The following is a 26,196-nucleotide window of genomic DNA, read 5'->3' on the forward strand; positions in this document are numbered from 1 at the left end:
CGGCAGGGTTGCCGGGTGATCGATTGGGGCACACCACTCTGGTGATTGCGACACGGGAAGCGCAGGCGGTGGTCGTCGAGCGGTTCGCGGTGCGGAGTGCGGCGTCGTGGGCCGCCGCCACCGCCGCCGGGGTGGCGTTCGCCGTGGTCATGGCCGTGGTGTGGTCCGGGTGGGCGCCGGTGCGCGAGGCCGACCTGGCCATCTCGACCGGGCTGACGCGGTGGGCCGCCGGGTCGGACGCGGTGGTCGCGGCGTTGCGCGGGCTCACGCGGCTCGGCGACACCGCGACGCTCACCGGGGTGGCCGCGCTGGCGGTGGCGTGGTTGCTGCTGCGCCGGCGGCCCTGGGTGGCGGCGCACGTGGTCGTCACCGCGCTCGGCGGCGGGTTGCTCGGCGTGGTGGTGAAGGAGCTGGTCGAGCGGCTGCGGCCGCTGGTGGACGTCGAGGTGACCACCGCGTCCGGCTGGAGCTTCCCCAGCGGCCACACGCTGGGCGCGACCGTCACGTACGGCGTGCTGCTGCTGGTGTTCACCTCCGTGCGGCGGGCAAGGCGTGCGATGACCGCGCTGGTGGTCGTGATCGTGCTGGTGGTCGGCTTCACGAGGGTGGCGCTCGGCGTGCACTACGCCACCGACGTGCTCGGCGGCTTCCTGCTCGGCCTGCTGTGGCTCGCCCTGACCACCGAGGTGTTCCGGCGCTGGCGGCGGGACGAGGGCATGCCCGACGTGCCGCTGTCCCGGGGCCTGGCGCCCGAAGCGGCGGACGACCTGCGGCCGGTGTCCGGGCGGCGGGTGCGCGTGCCCGACGACTTCCGGTTCCTGGCGGCCCGCCTGCTGGTGGTCTGGGGCCTGCTGCTGGGCGCGTTGTTCGCGCTGGGCTCGTGGCTCACGGCCGCCGGACCGGACGTGCCGACGGCCTGGGACCGCGCCGTGGTCGAGTGGTTCGCGCAACGCCGCGTGCCGGCCTGGGACGCGGCGATGGACCGGGTGCAGACCTTCAGCGGCACCGGGCCGGTGATCGGGGCGGCGGTGGTCGTCTGCGTGCTGGCCCTGGCCCGGACGCGCTCGTGGCGGCCGGTGCTGCTGGTCGCGCTGGGGATGCTGGGCGAGGTCACGCTGTTCCTGCTCACCACCGCGATCATCGACCGCGCCCGGCCGGCGGCCAAGCTGCCCGACGACCTGCCGCCGACGTCCAGCTTCCCGTCCGGGCACGTCGCCGCCTCGCTGGTGCTCGGCACCGCGGTGACCGTCCTGGTCGTGCGCGGCACCAGGAAGTGGTGGCGGTGGCCGGTGGCGGCGCTCGTCCTGGCCGTGCCGGTGCTGGTCGCCGCGCAGCGGCTCTACTCGGGCGTCCACTACCCCACCGACCTGCTGGGCAGCCTCCTGCTGGCCCTGCCCTGGATCACCGCCGTGACCGTGACCACGCTCGGCGCCGGCACGGCCCGACCACAGGCACCGTCCGCGGCGCGCACCACCTCCTGAACCCGCTCCGCGGTCCGTCGAATGCGCCGGGATCGGGCCGGCACACCCATTCGAAGCTCATTCGACATCGAATCCTCGTCGAATGCGGAAATGTGAGTGTTCGACCGCGGGTTCCGCTTGGTCTGGAATAACCGGCAACGAGCTCCATTACCCGTGAAAACTCTTCACGGAACGTCACCTTCCTGCTACGGTCCGTTTTCTGGAAGCGTTCCCGGAATACCGTCGCCGCCATGCAGAAGATCGCTGGAACTGATCTCCGACGAGGGAGCCGAAGATGCCACTGAAGTCATCACCGGACCGGAGCGGGAGGCGGGGGCCACGTCGCGGGCTCGCGGCGGTGGCGGCGTTCGCGTTCGCCGCGGCCATGGCGCTGGGCACGGGCCCGGCCACCGCGGACGTGACCGCGGCCGCGCGCGTGGACAACCCGTACGCGGGCGCGTCGGTGTACGTGAACCCGGACTGGTCGGCGAAGGCGCGCGCCGACGGCGGGTCCGCCATCGCGAACCAGCCGACGTTCGTCTGGCTGGACCGGATCGCCGCGATCAACGGCGTGAACGGCGCACGCGGCCTGCGCTCGCACCTGGACAACGCGCTGAGCCAGGCGGCCGGGCGCACCATGGTCGTGCAGTTCGTCATCTACAACCTGCCCGGCCGCGACTGCGCCGCGCTGGCGTCCAACGGCGAGCTCGGCCCGGACGACCTGCCCCGCTACAAGACCGAGTACATCGACCCCATCGCGGCGATCATGGGCGAGGCGAAGTACGCCGCCCTGCGCATCGTGACGATCATCGAGATCGACTCGCTGCCCAACCTGGTGACCAACGTCGGCGGCCGGCCCACCGCGACCGCCATGTGCGACCGGATGCTCCAGAACGGCAACTACGTCAACGGCGTCGGGTACGCGCTGGCCAAGCTCGGCGCTATCGGCAACGTCTACAACTACATCGACGCCGCGCACCACGGCTGGATCGGCTGGGACGACAACTTCAGCGCCTCCGCGACGTTGTTCGCCCAAGCCGCCCGCGCGTCCGGCAGCACGGTCAACAACGTCACCGGATTCATCGCGAACACGGCGAACTACGGCGTTCTGAAAGAGGACCACTTCACGATCAACGACACCGTGAACGGCACTTCCGTGCGCCAGTCCAAGTGGGTCGACTGGAATCGCTACGTGGACGAGCTGTCGTTCGCCCAGGCGTTCCGCACGCAATTGATCAGCGCCGGGTTCCCGTCCGGCATCGGCATGCTGATCGACACGTCCCGCAACGGCTGGGGCGGTGCCCAGCGGCCGACGGCGAAGGGTCCGACGACGAGCGTGGACGCCTACGTCGACGGCGGCCGGTACGACCGCCGCATCCACCTCGGCAACTGGTGCAACCAGTCCGGGGCGGGCATCGGCGAGCGCCCGAAGGCGAGCCCGGCCGCAGGAATCGACGCCTACGTGTGGGCCAAGCCGCCGGGCGAGTCGGACGGCGCGAGCCGCGAGATCCCCAACGACGAGGGCAAGGGCTTCGACCGGATGTGCGACCCGACGTACGGGGGCAACGCCCGCAACGGGAACAACATGTCCGGCGCGCTGGCCAACGCCCCGCTGTCGGGCCACTGGTTCTCCGCCCAGTTCCGCCAGCTGCTCGCCAACGCCCACCCGCGCCTCTGACCTGCTGAGAGGCGGTCCGCGACCACCGGGTGCGGTCCGGTCGCCCACGAGGTCCCGCTCGTGGGCGACCGGGCCGTCAGCCGGTGGCGATCTGCCGCTCCGCCAACCGCTCCGCCGCCTGGCGGCGCCCCGGCGCGAACGGGTCGGCGGGTGCGGCCCGACCCGGTTCCTCCGCCCAGCCGCCGACCTCGGCCGCGACCCGGGCCAGCGCCGGGTCGCCCGGCCGCACGTCCAGCCGGAAGTGGCCCTCCTTCGGCGTCTTCCGGAAGTCGCCACCCCAGCGGACCACGCCCTCGCACTCGGCCAGGACGTCCCGGACGACGGCCAGCTCGTGCGGGAACAGGCCCCCGGTCGCCCCCACCGGGTACCGGGCCGCGTGCACGGCGATGGCGGTGCCGGAGCGGTAGTCCGCCGCGAACGGGGTGCCGGCCGGCGGTTCGGCGTACCCGGTGATGTCCCCGGCCCGGAGGGTGGCGACCTCGTAGTGGTACCGCCGGGCGACGTGCAGCAGCACCACGGCGGACGGCCCGGACAGCAGCGTCACGGACGCGTTGGAGCCCTCGACCGGGAACGTGGCCAGCGCGTCCGGCAGGGCGGGCGCGTTGGTGGACGGCGCGGCGGACGCCGCGGGCGGGGCCAGGCCGACCGACGCGGCGGCGACCAGGCCGCCGGTGATGGCGAGGAACCGGCGACGCCCCAGCCGGGTCGCGTCCTCGGTGGGTTCGTTCATGGTGGCTCACAGCTCCTTGCGGGATCGGGGGGTTCGGCGGGCGGCGACGGCCAGGCCCGCGCACAGCGCGGTCGCCACGAGCAGCACGACGACCACCGGGTTCACGTAGGAGGGCACCAGGTCGTGGTGGGCGTCGCACGGGCGGGACAGCGGGAAGTAGGTCACCTGCCCGTAGGCCCGGTCCCACCCGCCGTGCTCCAGCTCGCAGGTCTCCCGGAAGTCCGGCGTGTAGAGGTGGATCGCACCCCGGGCGTAGACCAGGACCGCGGACGACGACGCGCACAGCGCGGCGACCGCCCACCGCCGGGCCGTACCCGGGACGCCCACGCTCCCCCTCTTCGCACGCCGCGGGGGACGTGCCGTCAGCCGCGCGACAGCCTCTCGATCGTCTCCGCATAGCCTTGCAGAAACGGTTCGAGCTTGGCCGAGGGCAGCTGCACGGGCAGCAGGCAGACGCCGCCGGTCTTGCGGATGGCGGCTTCGGTGAGCGTGGCGAGCTGCGCGTCCGCCGTGTCGCCGCCGAGCGCGCGCCAGGCGGCGTCGCGGACGCCGGCCACCGTGCCGCCGTAGCGGGCGGCGTAGAACTGCCGGAACCTGGTCCGGTGCCCGGTGGTGAGGTGGTCGCGGATGGCCTGGTCGATCCGCGCGCCGTTGCGCACCGCGCTGCCGACCAGGTAGCCGTCGACGTCCTCCACCAGGTCGTTGAGCGGGAACGACGACAGCACGTTGATCTTGGCCAGGCGGTCGGCGCAGAACGCGTACCCGGAGGCGTACTCCTCGCCGTGCGACCGCCACTCGCCGTAGAACGTGGCCAGGTCGCCCGACCAGCCGCCGAAGTCGCCGCGGCCTCCGTTCCCCTTGAGGTACACCGCGTTCGCGGTCGCGCCGAAGTGGTCGACGTGGACCGTGACGCCGAGTGAGGGGTCCACGTAGGACTCGACGCGGGCCGGTGCGTGGGTCGCCGCGTGGTCGATCCACGCCTGGTCGACGTTGCCGATCAGGAACTCCCACCCCGACCACGCGCCGTTGTAGTTCGGGTAGCGCAGGTACTCCATGACCCGCTGGTTCGCGTCTCCCCCGTAGGCGACCGCGGTCGCGTACAGGCCGTCGACGTAGCGCAGGTAGGCGTCCACCGGTGAGTCGCCGCCCCCGACGTTCTCCGGGCCCACGCCCGGGTCGTTGCCCCGGCGGACGTCGCGGTCGAGCGCGAAGACGTCGCCGTCTGCGGTGAAGTCGAACTCCTTGATCTGGTTGAACGACCAGTTCGCGGGCAGCGGGAAACCCAGGTTGCCGGAGAAGCCCCACGACATGCCGGACACGAACGAGTACCGGGCGAAGGCTTCGTCGCTGACCCGCGCGCACACGTTGCGCGAGCCGTAGACGCCGGCGACGTACCGCTTGCCGCGGGTGCCCAGACCGGCCTGGATGCCCTGGAAGTACGGGATGATGTTGCCGGTGATCTGCTCGCCGGTGGCGTCGTAGTCGACCGCGAAGTAGATCACCGTGCCCCGGTCGAAGCCGTAGCCGACAGCCCGGTCGTGCGCGCGCAGCCCGTGGTCGTAGCCCTTCGACCAGGTGAAGTCCCCGACCGTGTCGGCGGCGTACTGCGAGATGGGGAACACGCGCAGGCCCCCGGCGAAGATGGCGTCCAGCTCGCCGGGCTGCAGCTCCTTGTCGAGGGTGCTCCACGGGTCCTCGTCGAGGTAGCGGCCGACCACCTCGTAGCCCGCCGCCCGCAACGCCCGCGCCCGGGAGGCGGTGATGTGGAACCGGGTGTCGCTGCCCGTCGCCGGCCGGTCCGGGTCACCGGTCGACACCAGCAGCTGCGCCCACGTGGGGTAGTCGCCGATGCCCGTGCGGGTGAGGGCGGAGAACTCCTGGAACGACGTGACGAAGGCGCCCAGCGCCGCGTCCCAGCCGGAGGTGAACGCGGCGAACGAGCCCCCGACACCGCCGTTGAACACGCAGGCCGCGCTGAACAGCCGCACCCAGCCGGGCGGGGAACCGGGCCGCACGGTGTTGGCGCGCAGGCCGTTCTGCGTGCCCGGCCCGAAGTTGCCGGTGGCCTGGTCGTCCGGGATGCCGATCTGGTACTGGATGGCCCGCATCAGGGCCACCTGCACGTCCCGCGAGTAGTGGCCGTCGCACGGGATGACGAAGAACGTCGACCGGTTGATGTAGGTCGCGTTGAGCCAGCGCTGGATGTCGCGCACCTCGGACCGGCCGCCGGACAGCAGCACGTAGGCGTCCATGTTGAGGATCGCCTTGAAGACCTTCGGCGGGATGTAGCCGTCGGCGGAGAACCCGATGTCGCCTTTCAGGTTCCGCACCGCGTCGTACACGTCGTGGTCGAAGACGCCGTTCGACGTGTCGCCCGCCGAATAGCCCTTGCAGAACAGCCCGTACTTCGCGATGCGCACGATGTTGGCGTTGGCATATCCGGGACCGACGTCGCCCCGCTCCGCGAGTTTGCCCAACGTGGTCGGCCCGAACGAGTCGGACAAGGTCGTGATGCCCAATTCGTGCTGCAACGCGCGGGTCAGCGAGAACATGACGCCCCACCCGGTCGTGCCGTTCTCCTCGCACCGCTCGTAGCCGGGCACCGCACCGTAGGTCGAGTTCACCCAGCGCTGCGCTTCGAGCACCTTCTGGTCCACCATGGTCCGCGTCCCCCGGGATCGTCGTGAGGTCCGGCGCCCCGCGCCCACGTCACCGTCCCGTCGTCCCGCCGGCGGGCACGGCGCCGGACCCGGTGCAGACGAATTCCGGGTGGCACCGCGACGCGCACGGCGGAATCAACGGAAATCAGCGGAGTGGAATAGCGGGGCCGATACCCTTGCGCTGCCCCCTTCGCAGCGAAAAGCACGCTAACCCGATCCCAAAAGAACCGTCAAGCGACGTGTGTGCGAAATGTGAAGGCCCGGTGCGCGTCAGGCCGCCCAGCGGTTCGCCGCCGCCACCACGAACGGCGCCAGCGCCTCGGCGACGACCGCGTACCCCGCGGCCGAGGGGTGGAAGCGGTCCGCGGAGAACAGGGCCGGCTCGCCCGCGAACCGGGCGGACACCTCGGCCCCGACCGCCGCGACCACGCCACCCGCGCGGACCACGGCGTCGGCCTGCGCGCGGGCGTAGAGGCCGCTGGCCTGCGACACGAACGCCCGGTACGCGGGCGGCACGTGCGGGACGACGCCGAGGTCCGGCGCCGTCGCCACCACCACCTGCCCACCCGCGCGGCGCAGGCCGGCCACGGCGTCGTGCAGCAACCGCGCGCCCACGGCGGGCGGCGTGAACGACGTCAGGTCGTTCGCCCCGATCACCACCAGCGCGACGTCCACCCCTGCCCGCACGGCCGCGCGGACCTGCGCGTCCAGCCCGGCGGAGCGGGCGCCGGACACCGCGTGCACGGCCAGGTCGACCGGGTGCCCCTGCTCGCGGAGCACCGCGGCCAGCCGCTCGCCCACCGTCTCCTCGACCCGCGAGCAGCCCACCCCGGCGGCCAGCGAGTCACCCAGCACGCGGAAGCGCAGTCGTCCGTCCATCACCGGGTGCAACGCGCGGACCGGGGCGCGTGATCCCGGGCGGTCACGACGTGCAGGCGGCGGTGAGGTTCGCGACCCGGGCGGCCTTGTCCTCCAGCCACGCGGCCGGCCGCAGCACCAGGTCGTCCAGCGTCACCTCGCGCATCGTGGTGGCCAGCGCGGTGAGGGCTTCGTTGACGGTGGTGTCGGCGGCGTTGGCGGCCAGGTCGGACAGCCGGTCCGCGGCGGAGTGCGCCTGGTCGACCGCCCGCTCCGGGCTGCCGGGGTCGAAGACGGCGGTGGCCTGCGACAGCGCCTCCGTGCACACCTGCACCGTGGACGCGGTGCCGGCGACCGCGGCGGCCGCGTCGGACGCCTCCTGCAACGATCCGCACGCGGTCAGGGCGGCGACGGCGGCGAGGGTGGCGGCAGCGGCGGTCAGTCGGGTGGTGACGCGCATGGCGTGCTCCTCCGGCTCTCGTGTGACGAACCAGAGGTCTCCCCGACCACCGCCGGGCGGTGGCGCCGTGACCGGACCGCTGCGGAGCGGCCGTAATGACGATCACGGGCGGAGTGGGTACTCCCCTCTGCCACCAGCATGCCGGGCCCGCCGCCGTCCGGTCAAAGTGACGCAGGTGACCGAACGAACCCGACGGCGGCGAGCAACCTCGCGGCGTGCGAACGCTCAGCGCGGTGCGAGCCGGGTCATCCGACCCTCGGCGAACACCAGCGGCCGGCGCGACGGGTGCGGGTCGGTGACGTCCAGCACCTCGGCCAGCACCAGGTCGTGGTCGCCCGCCCGGACGGTGGAGTGCCTGCGGGCGTGGACGGCCAGGACCGAGTCGTCGATCACCGGGGTGCCCAGCGGCGAGGTCGACCACCTCACCCCGGTGAAGCGGTCGTGCAGGGGGCCGCGGAACGCGCCCGGCGTGGTCGTGTCGTCGTCGGCCAGCACGCTGAACGTCCACAGGTCCAGGTCCAGCAGGTGGCGCAGGGTCCGGGAGCCGTGGTCGCCCAGGAAGCCGACCAGCAGCGGTTCCAGCGACACGCTGGTGAACGAACCGAGGAGCATGCCGATCGGCCGGTCGCCGGCCATGCCCGCGGCGATGACGACGCTCGTGGGCAGGTGGCGCATGGCCGACCGGAACCGGCCGGACGTGACGGTCGGCTCCCCACCGGTCGGCTCCCCACCGGTCGGGGCCGGGTCGGGCATCGTGAGGTGGTTCGCCGGGCTCGGCTGCTCGGGCACGTGATCCCCATCCTTCCGTGGCGCGGGCGCCCTCGACCGGGCACGCGCGGACGCCGGTCCGGCCGGACGGGCCGGCGTCCGCGCGTGGTCAGATCCGCAGCCGGCTCTCGATCTCGGCCGCGGCGTCCTCGCCGTACGCGCGGGCGACGCGGTCCGCCACGCCCGCACGGCTGAGCTTGTACTCCTGCGTGCCGATGCTCTCCAGCGCGGCGGCGGCGATCGTGCACCCCACCTGGCACGCCCGTTCGAGGCTGAGCCCGGCCCACGTGGCCCACAGGAAACCGGCGCGGAACGCGTCGCCGACACCGGTCGGGTCCGCCTCCTCCTCCACCGCGACCGCGGCCACCACCAGCGGCGGGTGGCCGCGCCGCTCCACCCGCACGCCCTCCGCGCCCAGCGTGGTGATCCACGCGCCGACCCGGTCGAGCACCTCCTCGGCGGACCACCCGGTCGACTGGCGCAGCAGGACGTTCTCGTACTCGTTGGTGAACAGGTACTTCGCACCGTCCACGAGGGACCGCACCGACTCGCCGCCCATCCGGGCCAGTTGCTGCGACGGGTCCGCGGCGAACGGCAGGCCCAGCGCACGCGCCTCGGCGGTGTGCCGGACCATCGCCTCCGGGTCGTTCGGCGCGACCACCACCAGGTCGAGCCCGCCCAGGCCGTCCGCGATCGGCGCCAGCGCGATCTCCCGGGCCTCCTGCATCGCGCCCGCGTAGAACGACGCGATCTGGTTCTGGTCCTGGTCGGTCGTGCACAGGAACCGGGAGGTGTGCCTGGTCGGCGAGACGCGCACGAACCGGGTGTCCACCCCGTGCCCGACCAGCCAGGCGCGGTAGTCGTCGAAGTCCTTGCCCACCGCGCCGACCAGGCTCGGCGACACGCCGAGCTGGGCCAGGCCGAACGCGATGTTCGCCGCGACGCCGCCGCGACGCACTTCGAGGTCGTCCACGAGGAACGACAGCGACACGGTGTCGAGGTGGTCGGAGATGAAGTGCTCGGTGAACCTGCCGGGGTAGACCATCAGGTGGTCGGTGGCGATGGAGCCGGTCACGGCGATGCGCATGGGGTGGAGCCCTTCGGGAGGCGGTGGGTCGGTGGTCAGCTGGTCGCGGCCTGCTTGAGGGCGTCGGCGCGGTCGGTGCGCTCCCACGGCAGGTCCAGCTCGGGCCGGCCGAAGTGCCCGTACGCCGCGGTCTGCGCGTAGATCGGGCGCAGCAGGTCCAGGTCCCGGATGATCGCCGCCGGGCGCAGGTCGAACACGTCCGCGATGGCCTGCCGGATGCGCGCCGGGTCGACGTTCTCGGTGCCGAACGTCTCCACGAACAACCCGACCGGCGCCGCCCGGCCGATCGCGTACGCCACCTGCACCTCGACCCGGCCCACGAGCCCGGCCGCGACCGCGTTCTTGGCGACCCACCGCATCGCGTACGCGGCAGACCGGTCCACCTTGGACGGGTCCTTGCCGGAGAACGCGCCGCCGCCGTGCCGGGCCATGCCGCCGTAGGTGTCGACGATGATCTTGCGGCCGGTCAGGCCCGCGTCACCCATCGGACCGCCGATGACGAACCGGCCGGTCGGGTTCACCAGCACCCGGACCCCGGACGCGTCCAGCTCCAGCGACGCCAGCTCGGGCTCGATCACCTGCTCGCGGATGTCCCTGGCCAGCAGTGCTTCCGGGTCGACGCCGTCGGCGTGCTGGCTGGACACCACGACCGTGTCCAGCCGCACCGGCTCGTCGCCCGCGTACTCGATGGTCACCTGCGTCTTGCCGTCCGGCCGCAGGTACGGCACCGCCCCGCTCTTGCGCACCGCGGTCAGCCGGCGCGACAGCCGGTGCGCCAGCGCGATCGGCAGCGGCATCAGCTCCGGCGTGTCCGCGCAGGCGTAGCCGAACATCAGGCCCTGGTCGCCCGCGCCCTGCCGGTCCAGGTCGTCCAGCGCCTCCTCCAGCCGGGACTCGTAGGCGGTGTCCACGCCCTGCGCGATGTCCGGCGACTGCGAGCCGAGGGCGACGTTCACGCCGCAGGAGTTCCCGTCGAACCCCTTGGCGGACGAGTCGTAGCCGATGTCCAGGATCACCCGGCGCGCGATCCCGGCGACGTCCACGTGGGCGTCGGCGGTCACCTCGCCCGCCACGTGCACCTGGCCGGTGGTCACCAGCGTCTCCACCGCCACCCGCGCGCGGGGGTCCGCGCGGAGGTAGGAGTCCAGGACCGCGTCGCTGATCGCGTCGCAGATCTTGTCCGGGTGGCCCTCGGTCACCGACTCGGAGCTGAACAAGCGTGTGGTCACGATCTCCTCCGTGGTGTGGCGAGGGTCAGCGGGTGATCTCGAAGACGTTGTAGGTGACTTCCTCGCCGGTCAGCCGCCTGGTGGCGCTGTCGAGCCGGGTCAGCCGGACGCCCGCGTCGGACGCGAGCCGGTTGATCCGGTCGAGGTCGCCGAGGCTGTTGAAGGTGACCAGCGCGCGCCCGCCGGGCAGCAGCCACCCGTGCACCTCGGCCAGGTAGCGGCTCAGCGCGGTGTAGCCGCGGTCGAAGATCGCCCACTCGAAGTCCTGGGTGAACTCGAAGTCCCGCGGCGCCTCGATCACGCTGCAGTTCCAGAAGATCGTGTCGAACGCCTGGCCCGGTTCGAGGTCGGCGAACACGTCGCTGCGCTGCACGTGGACCTTCTGCTCCACGCCGTGCCGCTTCACGTTGAGCGCGGTGCTCGCCACCGCGGTCTCGGTGATGTCGGTGGCGGTCACGTGCGCGCAGCCCTGCAACGCCGCCCACACGGCCGTGACGCCCGCGCCGCAGCCGATCTCCAGGAACCGGCCGCCCCGCGGGTACGGGATCGCGGTGGTGTAGTACTCGGTGCCGGTGCCCGGCGCGGGCGCGTACGCGCCGGGCACCAGGTCCCACTCCAAGCCGAGGAGCTCGAACGTGGTGTTCGCGTTGTCGACGGGCCCGAGCTCGTCCACGAGCTTGCGGCCGATCCGGTAGCGCTCGTCGAACTTCGAGGACTGCTGGCTCATGACTCTCCTCGGGTGCGGGGCGTGGCCCGGGGGGACGGGCCGCGGGCGGGATTCAGAGGGACAGCAAGGACTTCAGGTCGGCGGAGTACTTGTTGATGAACGGCTCGGAGAGGTGCGGGATGTCACCGGTCGGGCCGACGCCCGCGGCGCGGACGGCGGCGCGGAACCGCTCCGACGGGATCGCGGAGCCGCGCACGACCTCCTCGGGCCGCTCGAACCGGTGCAGCAGCGGGAGCGCCGAGTGCTGCCGCTGCGCCTCGGGCAGCGCGCGCATGGCCGTCTCGAACCGGGCCAGCCAGTCGGCGTAGTCGTCCACCCGCTCGACGCGGTGGCCCGCCGCGCTCAGCCACTCCACGAACGTGTCCAGCGAGACGCCGTCGTCGTGCGGGTTCACCAGGCTGAACGTGCGGTAGCCGGCGGCCCGCCCGCCCAGTGACACGACGGCGGCGGCGGTGAAGTCCACCGGCAGGCCGTCGTAGTGCGCGGCCGAGGCGTCGCCCGCGTAGAACGACCGCGGTGCGATGCCGGTCGCGATCACGCTGAACAGCAGGCGGGTGAAGACGTCCGGGACGTTGAGCTGCCCGCCGTACCGGCTGTGCGCGAGGATCATGCTGGAGCGGAACACGGTGACCGGCATGGCGCACAGGTCGTGCGCCTCCCGCAGCAGCACCTCGCCCGCCCACTTGCTGGTGGCGTACCCGCCCGCGTACCCCTCGTGCACCGGCTGCGCGGCCAGCGCCTCGCGCACGTCGGAGTCCTCGTCCAGCGCGGGCTGCCGGGAGGTGGAGACGGCGACGCTGGACAGGTAGGTGAACGGCTTGACCCGGGCGGTGAGCCCGAGGCGGACCAGCTCGGCGGTGCCGACCACGTTCGCGTCGAACAGGTGCGGGTAGGGCAGCACGTGGTTCACCAGCGCGCCGATGTGGACGATCAGGTCGACCTCCCCGGCCAACCGGTCCCACGTCCGCTCGTCCAGGCCGAGCCGCGGTTCGGCGATGTCACCCGCCAGCACCTCCAGGTGCCCGGCCAGCTCCGCGACCGTCGCCACGAGGTCCGAGTCACCGCCCGCGAACGCCTCGTCGAGCCGCTTCGCCGCGGCCTCGTCGTCCTTGCCGCGCACCAGGCAGATCAGCTTCCCGCCGGCGGGCGCCAGCCGCTGCAACCACTCCAGGGCCACGAACCGGCCGAGGTAGCCGCTCGCGCCGGTGAGCAGGACGGTGCGCGGCTCGCCGGTCACGCGCGGCAGCGCCTTCGCCTCGGCGAGGGTGCGCGCGTCGAGGAACTTGTCCAGCGTGAGGTCCGCGGCGCGGACCTCCGAGGCCGCCTCACCGTGCACCGACTCGAACGTCGGCCGGTCCAGCCCGGCGGAGCGCTTCCCCTCGATGTAGGCGGCCACTTGCCGCAGGTCGTTCGCCGGGCTGATGAGCACGTCCACCGGCACGCGCACGGCGAAGATGTCGTGCAGCAGGGTGGCGTAGGACACCGCGGACAGCGAGTCGCCGCCCAGGTCGCGGAAGTGCGCGGCGGGGCTGACGTCGGCCATGGAACCGGCCAGCAGCGCCCGCGCGGCCCGCTGCACGGTCTCCAGCACCGGCCGGTCCGCGCCCGTGCGGCGGACTTCGAGCAGCTCGTCGGACTCGCGCCGGGCGATCTCGGCGTACAGCGCCTCCAGCTCGTCGCGGTACCGGGCGAGCAGTTGCGGCCGCAGCAGCTTGCGGTGGTCGGACAGCAGGCCGTTGGCCTGGCTGAAGGGTTCGGTCTCGATCAGGAAGTCGCGCGGGATCTCGTAGGAGTTCAGGCCCGCCTCCCGGGCGATCTCCTGGATCGACTCGGTCACCCGCTGCTTGATCTCGGCGGGCCGGTCGGCGAACTTCGCCAGCACGGCGGGCGTCGGCACGACCACGGCCAGCAGGTAGGACCGCTCGCTGTTGCCGTACACGAAGACCTGGCGCACCAGCGGGCTCGTGCCGAACGTCGCCTCCAGGCTCGGCGTCGCCACGAACTCGCCCTGCGACAGCTTCAGCACGCTGTTGCGGCGGTCCAGGATCTCCAGCTTGTCCGGCGCGACCTCGGCGACGATGTCGCCGGTCTTGTAGTAGCCGTCCTCGTCGAAGATGGTCGCCGACAGCTCGGGTTGCTTGTAGTAGCCCGGGATCGCGGCTTCGGTCTTGAGCAGCAGCTCGCCCCGCGGGTGCGGCCGGTCGGTCCGGTAGTAGCCCAGCTCCGGCACGTCCACGATCTTGTAGTCGATCACCGGCGGGCGCAGCATCGCGCCGTCCACCGAAACGCCGGCGACCTCCGTCGTGCCGTACAGGATGTGCAGCTCCAGGTCCAACAAGGACTCGACGAACGCGCGCAGCTCGGCCGACAGCGGCGCGGAACCGCAGCTGGCCCACCCGATCCGGCCGCCGAGGACGTTCTCCCTGATGTGCTCCTTGACCTCCGCCTCCAGCGCCGCGCGGTCGACGTCGCCGACGGCCCGCCGGTCGACTTCGCTGCGGTGGTGCTGGAACAGCATCTCGCACACCCTGGGCACCAGGGACAGCTCGGTGGGCCGGGCGAGCGCGATGTCCTCGAAGAACGTGGACAGGTCGCTGCTCGCGGTGAAGTAGCTGATCCCACCGCGCGCCAACGTGTTCTTCACCGACGAGTGCCCGGCCACGTGGCTCATCGGCATGTAGTGGAAGGTGACGGCCTGCTGCTCGGAGAACAGGTCCGCCCACCCGCCGCCGCCGAACATCGCGGCCACCAGGCGTTCGGTGTAGATGGCGCCCTTCGGGGTGCCGGTGCTGCCCGACGTGTAGACGAGCATGGTCATCGGGTCGTCGCCGTCCTCCGGCGTGTGCAGCGGCGCTTCCGGCAGCCGCGCCCCCCGCTCCAGGACGTCCGACAGGGACTCGACGGACACCCCCCGGCCCGCCAGGCGCTTCTGCGCGGCGGTGAACCGGTCGCGCTGGTCGTCCACTTGCGCGTGGTAGTCGAAGACGACGAGGCGGCGGACGGCCGGGGTGGCCAGCGCCAGCTCGACGGCGGCGTCCACCCGTTCCACGGAGGCGGCCACGACGGTCGGTTCGGTCTCGGCCAGGATCTCCTTCAGCTGCGCGATGGGCGCGCTGGTCTGCAACGGGATGGTGATCGCGCCGAGGCAGATGCACGCCAGGTCGACCGTCGTGTAGTCGCGGCTGGCGAAACCCAGCAGGGCGACGCGATCGCCCGGCGCCGTGGCGTGCGCGGTGTTGCGGTGCCACTCGTTGGTCACCGCGCGGACGCGCTGCCACAACTGGTCGAAGGTGGTCGTCTCGTACGACGGCAGCAGCCGGAGCGAGGTGCGGCCGGTGTCGGGGTCCCGGGTGAACTCCTTCGCTCGTTCGCCCAGGGCGGGACGGTCGGCGTAGCGCCGCATCACTGCTGCCACCGTTTGCGTAAGCCGCATGCTGGTCTCCACATCGCATCACTGGCCGACTGCGAGGCTCGAAAACCGAGGGCCTGGTGCTCATCGGAGCGTTCGTCGGCGGGTCGCGCTGTTCTCCAGATCGACACCGACGCTAGCTGTGCGCGGAGTGGAATTCCCACACGCCGGACGACAGTCTGTCATGTCGACCGGGGACCGAAGTTCGTTGTGGGAGCGGGAAGGCAGCCGCGCCGCCGTCGTGGTGGACGCGCGCGACGCAAAACCGCCGACGCGCGTCAGGCGCGCGTCGGCGGTTGCGAGAGGACGATCGTCAGCGGGACGTGCCGGCGTACGGCAGGGCGGCGAGCGCGTCGACCAGCGGCGCCAGCTCGGGCAGCTCCGCGGCTTCCTTCAACGCCAGCGCCAGCGCTTCGTCGTGCGTCGAGCGGGCGCGGTCGAGGGCGGCGCGGCCGGCTTCGGTGACCTCGGTGTAGATGCCGCGCCGGTCGTCCTCGCACAGGGACCGCTGGAGCAGCCCGCGCCGCTCCAGCCGGGTCACCAGCCGGGTGGTCGCGGACTGGCTCAGCACCACGGCCTTGGCGACCTGGTTCATCCGCAGCAACTGGCGCGGGGACGCCTGGCGGGAGAGCACGTCCAGGAGGCTGTACTCGCTCACGGACAGGTCGTGCCCTTGCTGGAGCGCGCGCTCCAGCACGTCTTCGATGCGCGCGTGCAGCGCGGCGAGGGTCCGCCACCCCTGCGCCCGGGTCTCGACGGCGTCGTTGTCCACCGTGACATCCCTCCTGCCGTCCGCTGCTCCCGCACGGCAACTCGGTGCCACACCCTATGTACGCCGTGTGCAACTATTGCACAGGCTGGTAGAGTGCTTGTGGCCATGATACCGGCACCTCGCAAGCCCGTGCCGGGCTCGACACCCACCGGGTGACCGACCCCCGCGGAGCGGGGCCGCCGGTCGCGGTGGCCGGTCGGAATTGGCGTTCGACCGCGTGGCCGCTGTTCCGCGTCGAATCGACCGCACCGGTCGATGAACCGCGATTTGCGTCGGTGCGCGACACTGCCGCCCGTCCCGGTCGGGGTTGTCCGCGGGAGCCGTCCCGAATGCCCGCGCCATTGACGACCGGCGCGTGGAAGCGGGAAAACGCGACCGTTCGCCGTCGACTCGACCCTCCGGAAAGCGCAAGAACGGAACGCGCGTTCCACTCCTGCGAGCGTTTATGCCCGACGAGGTGGAAAACGCGGTCGACCGGTCATTCGCGGACCGGCGAACGAGCGCACCGGAAGCGCGCGACGCGGGCTCGCCACTCCTCCGGCCCATCGCCGCGGTCGCAACCCGTGCACTGCGCACTGCACACGATCGGCGGTTCCGCGACGGCGACACCGCTGGTCACCCCCACGACCCGCGACCGGCACGGCTTCGGTTTCACGCACAGCTCCGCCGCCGCGACGACGGCCGGGACGAGGCCGGACCCGGGCTCCTCCGCGCGCCGAGCGTCCCGTCGACCGGGACGCTCGGCGCGCGGTCCTGACGCTGCTCACGCGAGGCACCGCGGGAGCGGTGCGACTCGGTCACCACCCGATCGGTCTATTCCGTGAACTCACCCGCATTTAATGTCGGACCGGTCCGGTTCCCCTTTCCCCGCAGTTCGCCCGCACGTCGGCCGAAGCCTCCGGGCCGGTGATTTCGATACGCTGAGGAGTGACCGGCTAGACCGTCTACGGACCGTGGTTGCCCGACGAATGCAGTGGTGCGATCGGGTGACGGCAGTAGACTCGACATGGGGGTATCCTGACCGTGGAGACTATTGTGCCTCCGCAGCTGACAGTAAGCGGCGGCATAGACGAGTTACTCGATTTGCTGGCCAGCGGGGCGCCGGCGGACGCGTTCGAGGACTTCCTGGACGACGCGCGGAGGTTCGGCGTCACGGGGGCCACGACCACCGACATGAAGACCGCCGTGTGGCGGGCCATGCGGGTGCACACGCAGATCCAGCGGGGGCGCGTCCGGGAGGCGGGCCTCACCGCCCTGGTGGACGCCGCCCGCGACCTGGCGCTGCCCTACGACTCGGTCGCCGGCCTGCTGCACGCCATCGCCCGGCGCGCCCGCCACCTGCTGAGCATGGACATGGCCTACATCACGATCGTCGACGAGGAGCACGGCTGCGTCCAGGTGCGCGCCGCGGACGGCCACACGTCCGGGCTGAGCGTCGGCCTGCGGCTGCCCGCCGACGACGGCATCACCACGGTCGGGCCGGTCACCACGGCCCCGTTCGCCACGCACGACCTGCTGGCCGACGACCAGATCGCGCTCAACCCGGCGTTCGAGGAGATGGTCCGGGTCGAGGGCCTGCACGCCATGATCGCGGTGCCGCTGAGCTGCGGCGACCACTCCACCGGCCGCGCGCCGCGGGGCAGGCTGTACGTCGCGAGCCGCAAGGTGCACCACTTCACCGCCGACGAGCGGTCGCTGGTCGGCTCGCTCGGCATCCTCGCCGCCATCTACCTGGAGACCACCCACCTGCGCCTCGCCGCCGACGAGCGCGCGGCCGAGCTGGAGGCCCGCCTGGCGCAGGCGTCCCGGACCGCCGAGCGGATCCGCGAGCACTGCGAGCTGCAGACCTCGTTGGTGGACATGCTGGTCTCCGACGGCGACCTGCGCACCCTGGTCGCCACCGCCGCGGACTCGCTCGGCGGCCGGGTGACCGTCTACACCGCCGTGGGGGACGTGCTGGTCACCGCGGGCGACGGCCAGGACGACGGCGACGACACCGCGGCGTTGACCACCGCCGTGGAGATGCCGACCCAGGACCCGGCGTCGGCGGGCGGCGGGCGTTGGGTGGCGCCGCTGTGCGCGGGCAAGGACTACGTCGGCGCGCTGGTGCTGTCCGGACCCGGCGACCTGTCCCCCGCCGCGCGCAAGCGGATGCGGCTCTACACGCAGGTGGCGTCGTTGTTCGTCCGCCGCGACAAGCTCACCTCCGGCCACGACGGCGAGGTGCGCGACCGGTTGCTCGACGACGCGCTCAGCGACGAGCGCCGGGTGCCGCGGCTGCTCACCGAGCGGGCCCGCCGGATCGGGCTGGACCTGTCGCGGCCGTACCTGATGGTGGTGGCCCGGCCGGACGGCAGCACCCAGAGCCGCGCCAACGCGTGGGGTTCGGCGTTCGCGCGGCGCAAGGGCGGGCTGCGCAGCTGCCGCAACGGACACCTGATCCTGCTGCTGCCCGGCAGCGACGCCGGGGCCGTGGCCCGCGACGTGGCCAACGCCATGACGGCCGACCTGGGCAAACCGGTGTCGACGGGTGCGGCGGGCCCGCTCACCGGCGCGGAGTCCGTGCAGCGGGGGTACCGCGAGGCCCTCCGCTGCCTCGACGCGGTGACCGCGCTCGGCGTCGAGGGCGGCGCGGGTTCCGCGCGGGAACTGGGGTTCGTGGGCGCGCTGGTGTCCGCCGACCACGACGTGGCGGGGTTCATCGAGTCGGCCCTCGGCCCGGTGCTGGGGTACGACCGGGAGCGGTTCACCGACCTGGTGCCCACGTTGCAGGCGTACTTCGACGCGGGCGGCAGCCCCACCTACGCCGCCGAACGCCTGCACGTGCACACCAACACGGTCACCCGCAGGCTCGACCGGATCAAGGAGCTGCTCGGCCCGGACTGGCAGAAGCCGGCGCAGGCGTTGGAGATCCAGCTCGCGCTGCGCCTGCTGCGGGTCCGGGAAACCCTGACCGCGCAACCGGAGGCGCTGGCCGTCGGCACCTGATCCCGGCCGACGCACGGGGTGCGGCGGGTGGCTGGTGCGCGCCACCACCCGCCGCACCCCGCACGCCGGCCGGGACCGGCCGCGCGCGTCCACGCGGCCGAAGCGGACCCGCGCCCCGGACCGGTGGCCGGAGCGCCCACGCCGCACGCTCAGACCGGTCGTGCCTTGTGGTCGAGGTGCTGCCAGGGCACGTCGGCGAGGCTTGCGGACCGCGCGCCGCCGCCACCCGCGACCGCCTGCAGCCCCACCCGCGGCCGGTGCAGCACCGGGAGCAGGCCGGTCAGCAGCGACCCGATGATGGCCGGCCCGTCCTGCGTCAGCACGGACTCCGCGTGGAACTGGATCGAGGCGAAGTGGGGGCCGCGCAGCGCGTGCACCTGGTGGGTCACCGGGTCACGGCAGATCTCCACCGCGCCGAGGTCCGGGTGGTGCAGCACCTCGTCGGGGCTGGACGCCGCGAACGTGTTGTAGAAGCCCACCCGGCGCGGTGTGCCGAACAGGTCGATGCCCAGCTGCACGCCCTGGTTCGGCACGTCCCGGCGGATCAGCGGCAGCCCGAGCCGGGAGCTGAGCACCTGGTGGCTCAGGCACACCGCCAGGAACGGCACCCGGTCCGCCAGCAGGCGCTCCACTGTGGACAGCAGGTGCGCGATCTTGGGGTGGCCGAGCTCGCGCGGGTCGCCGGGGCCGGGTCCCATCAGGACGACGTCGGCGTCGTGCACGTCGTAGCGCTCGTCGAAGCGGCGGACCACCACCTCCAGCCCCAACGCGCGCAACTGGTGCGCCAGCATCGAGGTGAACGTGTCCTCCGCGTCCACGATCAGCACCCGTAAGCCCGCCAGCGCCGGGTCGACCGCGTCCCGCGCGCCGTCCTCCGACAACCAGAACCGCGCGATGTCGACGTTGCGCGCACGCAACGCGTCGCGCACCTCCGGGTGCTCGGCGAACCCGGTCGGGTCGGCCGACCGGGGGTTCGGGTCCGACCCCAGCGCGGCCAGCAGGCCCGCCGCCTTGGCGCGCGTCTCGGCGACCTCGGCCAGCGGGTCGGAGTGGCGGACCAGCGTGGCGCCGACGTCGACGCGGACCCTGCCGCCGCCGTCGATGGCGGCCGTGCGGATGAGGATCGACGAGTCCAGCGAACGGCTGCCGTCCGCCTCCCGGCCGATGAGCGCCACCACGCCGCTGTAGTACGCGCGGCCGTCCGGCTCGTGGCGCCTGATCACCTTGCACGCGCTCTCCAGCGGGCTGCCGGTGACCGTGGGCGCGAACATCGTCTCGCGCAGGACGTCACGAGGATCGCGGTCGGTGCGGCCCGCGATGAAGTACTCCGTGTGCGCGAGCCGGGCCATCTCCCGCAGGTACGGCCCGTGGACGCGGCCGCCGTCGGGGCAGATGCGGCCCATCATCTTCAGTTCCTCGTCCAGCACCATGTAGAGCTCGTCGGACTCCTTGGTGTCGGCCAGGAAGTCCAGCACGCCGCGCAGCGCGGGACCGGTCGGCGGGTAGCGGTAGGTGCCGCTGATCGGGTTCATCACCGCCGTGCCGCCGGTGACGCTGATGTGCCGCTCCGGGGTCGCGCCGACGAACGTGCGGTCCCCCGTGTGCACCAGGAACGTCCAGTAGGCGCCGGTCTCGTCCAGCAGCAGCCTGCGGAACAGCGACAGGGCCGACCGCGGCGAGCAGTCCACGATGTCGGCGACGTACGCCCGCCGGATGACGAAGTTCGCGCCCTCGCCCTCGCCGATCTCGTCGGCCAGCACCCGGCGGACGATCTCGGCGTAGCTCTCGTCATCGGTCTCGAACCGGCCGCGCGCCAGCTCCAGCGGCACGTCCGGCAGCCGGCGCAGCACGTCCGGCAGCGGCAGCACGGCCTGGTCGGCCACGGTCAGCGCGAGCAGCGGCTCGCCGTCGTCGCGGTGCACGTAGCCGCGCTCGCGGATCTGCCGGAACGGCACCACCGCGAGCACGTCGTGCGTGGTGCCGCCGACCGGGCCGGACGGCAGCGGGATGTCCGCCAGCACGTCCGGCGTCGTGACGTCGCCGACCAGCACGTCCACCCGGCCGCGGCCGGACTCGGTGCGGTGCAGCAGGGCGAAGGGCCGGTCCGGCGCGGCCAGCACGCGGTCGAGCAGGTCCGGGGTCACAGCGCCACCCGCTGCCGGTCGGCCGCCCCGAGCTGGCCCAGGACGGTGTCCGTCGTGGCGACCACGGCGCACCGCTGCGCCGCGTAGTCCACGGCCAGCCGGTGGTAGTCGGCGGTGAAGTCGCCGATCGCGTCGGCCACCACGAACGTGCGGATGTCGTTGGTGTAAGCCTCCAGCGCCGTCGCCAGCACGCCGACGTGCGCGTACACCCCGCACACGATCAGCTGGTCGCGGTCCTCGGCCCGCATCCGCTCCAGCAGGTCCGAGCGGAAGAACGCGCTGTAGCGCCACTTCGTGAACACCCAGTCGCCGTCGGCGGGCGCGAGCCCGTCGACCACCTCGCGGTCGCCCGGGTCGACCCGCATCCCCGGGCCCCAGAAGTCCCGCAGCAGACCGCGCTGCCGCTCCGTCATGCCGCCCGGCTGGGCGGTGTAGGCGATCCGCGCGCCCCGCGCCGCGCACGCCGACCGCAGCGCCGCGATGTTGCCGACGATCTGCTCGCGCATCGCGTCGGGGAACGGCCGGACGAAGTACCGCTGCATGTCGTGGACCAGCAGGACCGCCCGCCGCGGGTCCGCGGTCCACGTCGCGGTGTTGGCGGGCAGGTCGTCCGACGTGGGCAGCGGGTAGTGCTCGATCGGGGGGATGCCTGTCATCGTGGTCCTCCGTCGGGGATGGGACGGCGAGTGCGGCGCCGCCCGCGTCGGTCGTGGACGCCGGGCGCGGCGCTCGCTCAGGCGGTCCAGGCCGCCACGGCGGCGACCGCCTGGTCGGGGTTGAGCCGGGGGTCGCAGTAGCTCGTGTACTTGTCGCCGACGCGGTCCGCGCCGGACTCGTCGTACGCGCACTCGGTGACGTCGTCCGGCGTGGTCTCCAGGTGCAGGCCGCCGGCGACGCCGCCCTCGGCGCGCAGCACGTGCTGGAACCGCTCGATCTCGACGACGACGGTCTCCACGTACCGGGTCTTGAGGCCGTCGGGCGTGCGCACGGTGTTGCCGTGCATCGGGTCGCACAGCCAGATCACCGGGTGGCCGGCCGCGCGCACCGCGGCCACCAGCGCGGGCAGCCGGTCGGCGACGAGGTCCGCGCCCATCCGGGCGATCAGGGTCAGCCGGCCCGGCTCGCGGTGCGGGTCGAGCCGGCCCGCCAGCGCCACCAGCTCCTCGGCGCCCGTCGTCGGCCCGACCTTGCAGGCGACCGGGTTCACCACCCCGGCCAGCAGCTCGACGTGCGCGCCGTCGAGCGCGCGGGTGCGGTCGCCGATCCACGGCAGGTGCGTGGAGGCCAGGAACCTCCGCCCGGAGCGGTCGTCGCGCAACATCGGCACCTCGTAGTCCAGCAGCAGCGCTTCGTGGCTGGTCCACATGGGAGGGTCGATGAGCCGGGAGCCGCCGTCGCCCCAGCCGAGCAGCGAGGTGACGGTCCGGGCCGCGTCGTACCCGGCCAGCACCCGGTTCGCGTCCGGCCGCCTGCCCTCCGCGTCGGGCTCGGGGCTGTTGACCATGTGCCCGCGGAACGAGGGCAGCTCCACGTTGCCGATGACCTCGGTGGGGCTGGACCTCGGCTTGGCGAACTGGCCCGCGATCCGGCCGATCCGGACGACCGGCAGGTGCGTGGCCATCTTCATGACCCCGGCCAGCAGGTCGAGCAGACCTGCCTTGCGGGCGACGTACCCCGCCTCGCACTCCGCGAAGTCCTCGGCGCAGTCGCCCGCCTGCACGACGTGGGCACCACCCGCGGCCACCAGGGCCAGCGTGGCGCGCAGCTGCCCGACCTCGTCGGCGGTGACCAGTCCGGGCCGGGAGGTCAGGGTGGCCCGCACCCGGCGCACGAGGTCGTGGTCGTCCCAATCCGGTTGCTGGAGCGCGATCCTCGGCGGGCTCTCGCGCACGGCGTTGTCCACTGACACTCCAATCACGAAGGGACCGGGCACGACCGGAGTCGGTGTGCGACGAGTGCGGTCGTGCGGCTCAGTTCGCGGATGAACACCACTTCGTCGACACGGCGATCGTGGAGCCGAACCAGGACAAGGGGCAACGAATCGGGAACGCAATTCGTCAGGTTCCCGCTTTCTCCGTCATGTCCGCCGGGGTGTGGCCGGACCCGCCGCACCGGGCCGTCCGGCCGGGACGCCCCGGGGTCGGCGAGCCCGCGCGAGGTACCCGTGCGGGCGCTGTGACCTGCGGCGTCGACACCCGCCGACGCCACTTGGAGCAGCGGTCCCGGCCGGACGGCCGTGTGGCCCGAACACCGCCCGATTTCGCCTCGGAGGTCGGAATCGTCGGCTCTGCGCGGTCGAGTGGAGTCGGCCCACCCCCGGGCCGCGCAGGACGGTGCTCCCCGGATCTAGGCAGGTCCGCCCTGACCAGCCACGTTGGGTGGCAGCCCTGTCGACACAACGTGAAGAGAGGCTCCATGCCCGGCGGAAGGAACTCAGCAGCGCGCACCACCCCGGACTCCTCGCCCGATCTGGTCGTCGCCGAACTCGGTTCCGCCCTGTTCTCCTCGTTCGCGCGGGAAGACCAGCGGCGCAAGGGCGTCGAGTACCTGAGCGGCCTGCTGCGGGCCGGCGGCCGCAAGTCGATCCGCAACATCGCCCAGGCCGTGGGCGGCCAGGCGACCGAGCAGTACCTGCACCACTTCATCAGCGACTCGACGTGGTGCTGGGGTCCGGTCCGCAGGGCGTTGGCCGAGTACGTGCGCCGGGTCGCCGAGCCGGACGCGTGGGTGGTGCGGCCGATGCTGATCCCCAAGGCGGGCAAGCACTCCGTCGGCGTGGACCGGCGGTTCTGCCCCGAGCTCGGCCAGACCCTCAACGCGCAGCAGGCCATGGGCGTGTGGGCGGTGTCCGACGACGTCACCATCCCGGTCGACTGGCGGCTGCACCTGTCGCAGGCGTGGGTGCGGGACCCCGGCCGGCGCAGCCGCGCCGCGATCCCGGACTGGGCGCGGGCGGAGACCGAGGGTGAGTGCGCCGTCGAGGCGTTCCTGGGGATGGACGCCCGACCGGACTTCCCGGACCGGCCGCTGGTGCTCGACGCGCGCGGGATGGACGTGCACGCCGCCGTCGCCCGCCTGCACCCCACGACACCGCTGCTGATGCGGATCAGCGGGACCCAGGGGTTCACCGTGCTGGACCCGGCCGTGGCCCGCCGCGGCGCGGAACCGCTGCCGGCGCGGCAGATCATGGGCATGGCCCGGGAGACCCGCAAACCGGTCGCGGGCCGCTGGCCGCTGCTGGCGGCCACCGTGCGCGTCGGCGTGCCCGGTCTGGGCGGACGCGCGGGCGACGCCGTTCGGGTCGGCGGCGGTCAGGCGGGGCAGTCAGGTCTCCCGGGCCACGGCGAACGTGTCGAGACCACAGGCCACACGGGACAATTGGACTCGCCGGGGTACGGCACGCGCATCGGTGTTACCGGCCAAGCAGGACAGTCGGGTTGGTTGATCCGAGGCGCACGTGTCGGCGCCGCCGACCAGGTGAACGGCCTCACCTCGCGGATCGGCGCGGTGAGTCGGGCGCGGGTCGGTGAGCTCGTGCTGCTGGGCGTGGGGTCGGCCGGTCAGCCGTGGCCCGGCGAGCTGTGGCTGTCCAACCAGCCCGACGTCGACGTCGCGACCCTGTTGCGCACCAGCCGGTTCCTCGACCGCGTCGACCACGACTTCGCCCGGTTCGGCGACCGGGTCGGGCTGCGCGACTTCACCGGCCGGTCGTTCGCGGGCTGGCACCGGCACACCACGCTGGCGTCGGCGGCCCACGCGGTGCTCGCGCTGGCCGACTCCGCGCACCGCGGCGGCCGGCCGAGCCGGACCGACGAGCCGGTCGCCGCGGACTACCACTACCCGCTCGCCGACGAGCTCCCGCCCGCGCAGTGAGCGCCCACCGGAGCACGGGCCGTCGCCACCACGTCGGCCCGTGCTCCGGTGGGCGCGCGATCCGGTGCACGACAGACGGGAACCGGCGCCGCTGGGGAGGCGCCGGTTCCCTGGTCCGGGTGCGGATCGGTTGTGGGCAGGATCAGATGTAAGGGGTTCCGGGGTCCATGCCGAGCAGCACGCGGCCCTGGACCTCCATGTTGGCGTTGTACTGGATCAGCGCGTGCAGGGACAGGGCCTCGATGTCGCGGCGGAACCGACCCAGGGGCACGTCGCTGCGGATGACCGAGCCGCCACCGGCGCTGAACATCAGCTCAACGGCCTCCTTGGCCAACTGGGCGGCGTAGGTCGTCTGGCCGCGGACGATGGTCTTCTCCTCGTCGGTCAGCTCCTCCCGCGCGTCCGCCCGGTCCTGGATCACCTTGAGCCACACCGACGAGAACGCCTCGGCCGCGTCGATCTTGTTCTTGGCGATGGCCACCTGCATCTGGGTCAGCGGGTGCTCGCTCTGCTCGGTCCACGGCGTGTAGGTGATGCCGCGACCCGGCAGCCGCTTGAGGAACTCCTCGTACGCGCCGCGCGCCATGCCGGTGAAGATGCCGGAGATGATGGCCATCACCAAGGTCATCAGGCCGTAGCCGCGACCGTCGGACCCGTCGTCGCTGCGGCCCTCGACCGTGCCCGCCAGCACGTCGGCGTACTTCACCACGCGGTGCTCGGGCACGAAGACGTTCTCCGCGACCGAGGTCGTGCTGCCGGTCGCCGCCGCGCCCATCACGTCCCAGTCGTCCAGGATGGTCAGCTCGCTGACCGGGATGAGCATCATCATCGTGCTCGACGTGCCGTCGGGCTCTTCGAGCAGGGCGTTGACCAGGTTCCAGTCCGCGCCGCGCACGCCGGTGTTGAAGGTCCACCTGCCGCTGACGACGTAGCCGCCGTCGGTCCTGGTGATGGTGGCGGTGGGCGGGATCGTGCCGGAGACGCGGACCGAGCCGCCCGCGAAGACGTCCTCCTGCGCCGCGTCCGGAAAGAGCCGCACGGTCCACGCGGTGTGCACCCACACCATCGTGACCCAGCCGGTCGCGCCGCAGCCCCGGCTGATCTCGGAGATGACCTTCGCCATGTCGGCCGCGGAGTAGGCCAGGCCCCCGAACCGCGCGGGCACGCCCATCCGGAACACGCCCGCCTTCTCCTGGAGGGCGATGTTCTCGTCCGGGATCCACCGGTTCCGGTCGGCCTCGGCACCGTTCTGGCGGAGAGTGGGGATCATCTCCCGCACGGCTTCCAGCATTGCCTCGGGTGACACGTCGGTCGACATGGCTTTCCTTCCTTCGGGATGGCGTGGACAGCTGT

The 26,196-nt window shown here is 72.7% G+C and carries 19 protein-coding genes; 4 read left to right on the plus strand and 15 right to left on the minus strand.

What is annotated here, in order from left to right:
* Positions 1–41 precede the first annotated feature (41 nt).
* On the plus strand, positions 42–1,481 hold the full coding sequence (locus ACIQMJ_RS18955; protein WP_499762272.1) for a phosphatase PAP2 family protein: 1,440 nt from the start codon (positions 42–44) through the stop codon (positions 1,479–1,481).
* A 337-nt stretch (positions 1,482–1,818) separates the two neighbouring features.
* On the plus strand, positions 1,819–3,138 hold the full coding sequence (locus ACIQMJ_RS18960) for a glycoside hydrolase family 6 protein (RefSeq protein WP_499762273.1): 1,320 nt from the start codon (positions 1,819–1,821) through the stop codon (positions 3,136–3,138).
* 76 nt (positions 3,139–3,214) lie between these two features.
* Here the strand turns inward: ACIQMJ_RS18960 and ACIQMJ_RS18965 are convergent, their stop codons facing one another.
* The 11 genes from ACIQMJ_RS18965 to ACIQMJ_RS19015 all read right to left on the minus strand — a co-directional run bounded on the left by ACIQMJ_RS18965 (position 3,215) and on the right by ACIQMJ_RS19015 (position 15,838).
* Entirely contained in the window at positions 3,215–3,868 is a 654-nt protein-coding gene (locus tag ACIQMJ_RS18965; protein ID WP_499762274.1) for a hypothetical protein, read from the minus strand.
* A 6-nt stretch (positions 3,869–3,874) separates the two neighbouring features.
* Positions 3,875–4,195 (minus strand): hypothetical protein, encoded by a 321-nt coding sequence (locus tag ACIQMJ_RS18970; RefSeq protein WP_499762275.1) that lies wholly within the window; start codon positions 4,193–4,195, stop codon positions 3,875–3,877.
* Between the two features lie 35 nt (positions 4,196–4,230).
* Positions 4,231–6,528 (minus strand): glycoside hydrolase domain-containing protein, encoded by a 2,298-nt coding sequence (locus tag ACIQMJ_RS18975; protein WP_499762276.1) that lies wholly within the window; start codon positions 6,526–6,528, stop codon positions 4,231–4,233.
* A gap of 270 nt (positions 6,529–6,798) precedes the next feature.
* Complete coding sequence (locus ACIQMJ_RS18980) at positions 6,799–7,407, minus strand: SGNH/GDSL hydrolase family protein (protein ID WP_499762277.1); 609 nt, start codon at positions 7,405–7,407, stop codon at positions 6,799–6,801.
* A 43-nt stretch (positions 7,408–7,450) separates the two neighbouring features.
* A complete protein-coding gene (locus ACIQMJ_RS18985; protein ID WP_499762278.1) occupies positions 7,451–7,846 on the minus strand; it encodes a bacteriophage spanin2 family protein in 396 nt (131 codons plus the stop codon).
* Positions 7,847–8,071: 225 nt separating this feature from the next.
* On the minus strand, positions 8,072–8,635 hold the full coding sequence (locus ACIQMJ_RS18990; protein WP_499762279.1) for a flavin reductase family protein: 564 nt from the start codon (positions 8,633–8,635) through the stop codon (positions 8,072–8,074).
* Between the two features lie 88 nt (positions 8,636–8,723).
* Positions 8,724–9,701: a carbohydrate kinase family protein gene (locus ACIQMJ_RS18995; RefSeq protein WP_499762280.1), complete on the minus strand. Its 978-nt coding sequence runs from the start codon at positions 9,699–9,701 to the stop codon at positions 8,724–8,726.
* Between the two features lie 35 nt (positions 9,702–9,736).
* Positions 9,737–10,933 carry a methionine adenosyltransferase gene (gene metK / locus ACIQMJ_RS19000; protein ID WP_499762467.1) on the minus strand — a complete coding sequence of 399 codons (1,197 nt, stop codon included), beginning with the start codon at positions 10,931–10,933 and terminating at the stop codon, positions 9,737–9,739.
* A gap of 22 nt (positions 10,934–10,955) precedes the next feature.
* Positions 10,956–11,657, minus strand: a complete 702-nt coding sequence (locus tag ACIQMJ_RS19005) for a methyltransferase (protein ID WP_499762281.1) — start codon at positions 11,655–11,657, stop codon at positions 10,956–10,958.
* 52 nt (positions 11,658–11,709) lie between these two features.
* Entirely contained in the window at positions 11,710–15,090 is a 3,381-nt protein-coding gene (car, locus tag ACIQMJ_RS19010) for a carboxylic acid reductase (RefSeq protein WP_499762282.1), read from the minus strand.
* 289 nt (positions 15,091–15,379) lie between these two features.
* A complete protein-coding gene (locus ACIQMJ_RS19015) occupies positions 15,380–15,838 on the minus strand; it encodes a MarR family winged helix-turn-helix transcriptional regulator (RefSeq protein ID WP_499762283.1) in 459 nt (152 codons plus the stop codon).
* A gap of 1,083 nt (positions 15,839–16,921) precedes the next feature.
* On the opposite strand from ACIQMJ_RS19015, the gene ACIQMJ_RS19020 reads away from it, so the two are divergent.
* Positions 16,922–18,826 carry a helix-turn-helix domain-containing protein gene (locus ACIQMJ_RS19020; RefSeq protein ID WP_499762284.1) on the plus strand — a complete coding sequence of 635 codons (1,905 nt, stop codon included), beginning with the start codon at positions 16,922–16,924 and terminating at the stop codon, positions 18,824–18,826.
* A gap of 149 nt (positions 18,827–18,975) precedes the next feature.
* On the opposite strand, the gene ACIQMJ_RS19025 is transcribed toward ACIQMJ_RS19020, so the two are convergent.
* From ACIQMJ_RS19025 to ACIQMJ_RS19035, 3 genes are all read right to left on the minus strand, one after another.
* Entirely contained in the window at positions 18,976–20,970 is a 1,995-nt protein-coding gene (locus ACIQMJ_RS19025; protein ID WP_499762285.1) for an anthranilate synthase family protein, read from the minus strand.
* Positions 20,967–21,626, minus strand: coding sequence for an isochorismatase family protein (locus tag ACIQMJ_RS19030; RefSeq protein WP_499762286.1), 660 nt, complete (start codon positions 21,624–21,626; stop codon positions 20,967–20,969). The genes ACIQMJ_RS19025 and ACIQMJ_RS19030 overlap by 4 nt, the downstream gene beginning before the upstream one ends.
* A 77-nt stretch (positions 21,627–21,703) precedes the next feature.
* Positions 21,704–22,873, minus strand: coding sequence for a 3-deoxy-7-phosphoheptulonate synthase (locus ACIQMJ_RS19035; RefSeq protein ID WP_499762287.1), 1,170 nt, complete (start codon positions 22,871–22,873; stop codon positions 21,704–21,706).
* A gap of 512 nt (positions 22,874–23,385) precedes the next feature.
* Between ACIQMJ_RS19035 and ACIQMJ_RS19040 the strand changes: the two genes are divergently transcribed.
* Positions 23,386–24,843 carry an IS701 family transposase gene (locus ACIQMJ_RS19040; RefSeq protein WP_499762288.1) on the plus strand — a complete coding sequence of 486 codons (1,458 nt, stop codon included), beginning with the start codon at positions 23,386–23,388 and terminating at the stop codon, positions 24,841–24,843.
* Between the two features lie 142 nt (positions 24,844–24,985).
* Here the strand turns inward: ACIQMJ_RS19040 and ACIQMJ_RS19045 are convergent, their stop codons facing one another.
* The gene (locus ACIQMJ_RS19045; protein ID WP_499762289.1) at positions 24,986–26,161 is read right to left on the minus strand and encodes an acyl-CoA dehydrogenase family protein; all 1,176 of its coding nucleotides are present in this window, start codon (positions 26,159–26,161) and stop codon (positions 24,986–24,988) included.
* Positions 26,162–26,196 lie beyond the last annotated feature (35 nt).

Origin of the sequence: Actinosynnema sp. NPDC091369 (genome assembly GCF_044757065.1) — a bacterium.
GTDB lineage: Bacteria > Actinomycetota > Actinomycetes > Mycobacteriales > Pseudonocardiaceae > Actinosynnema.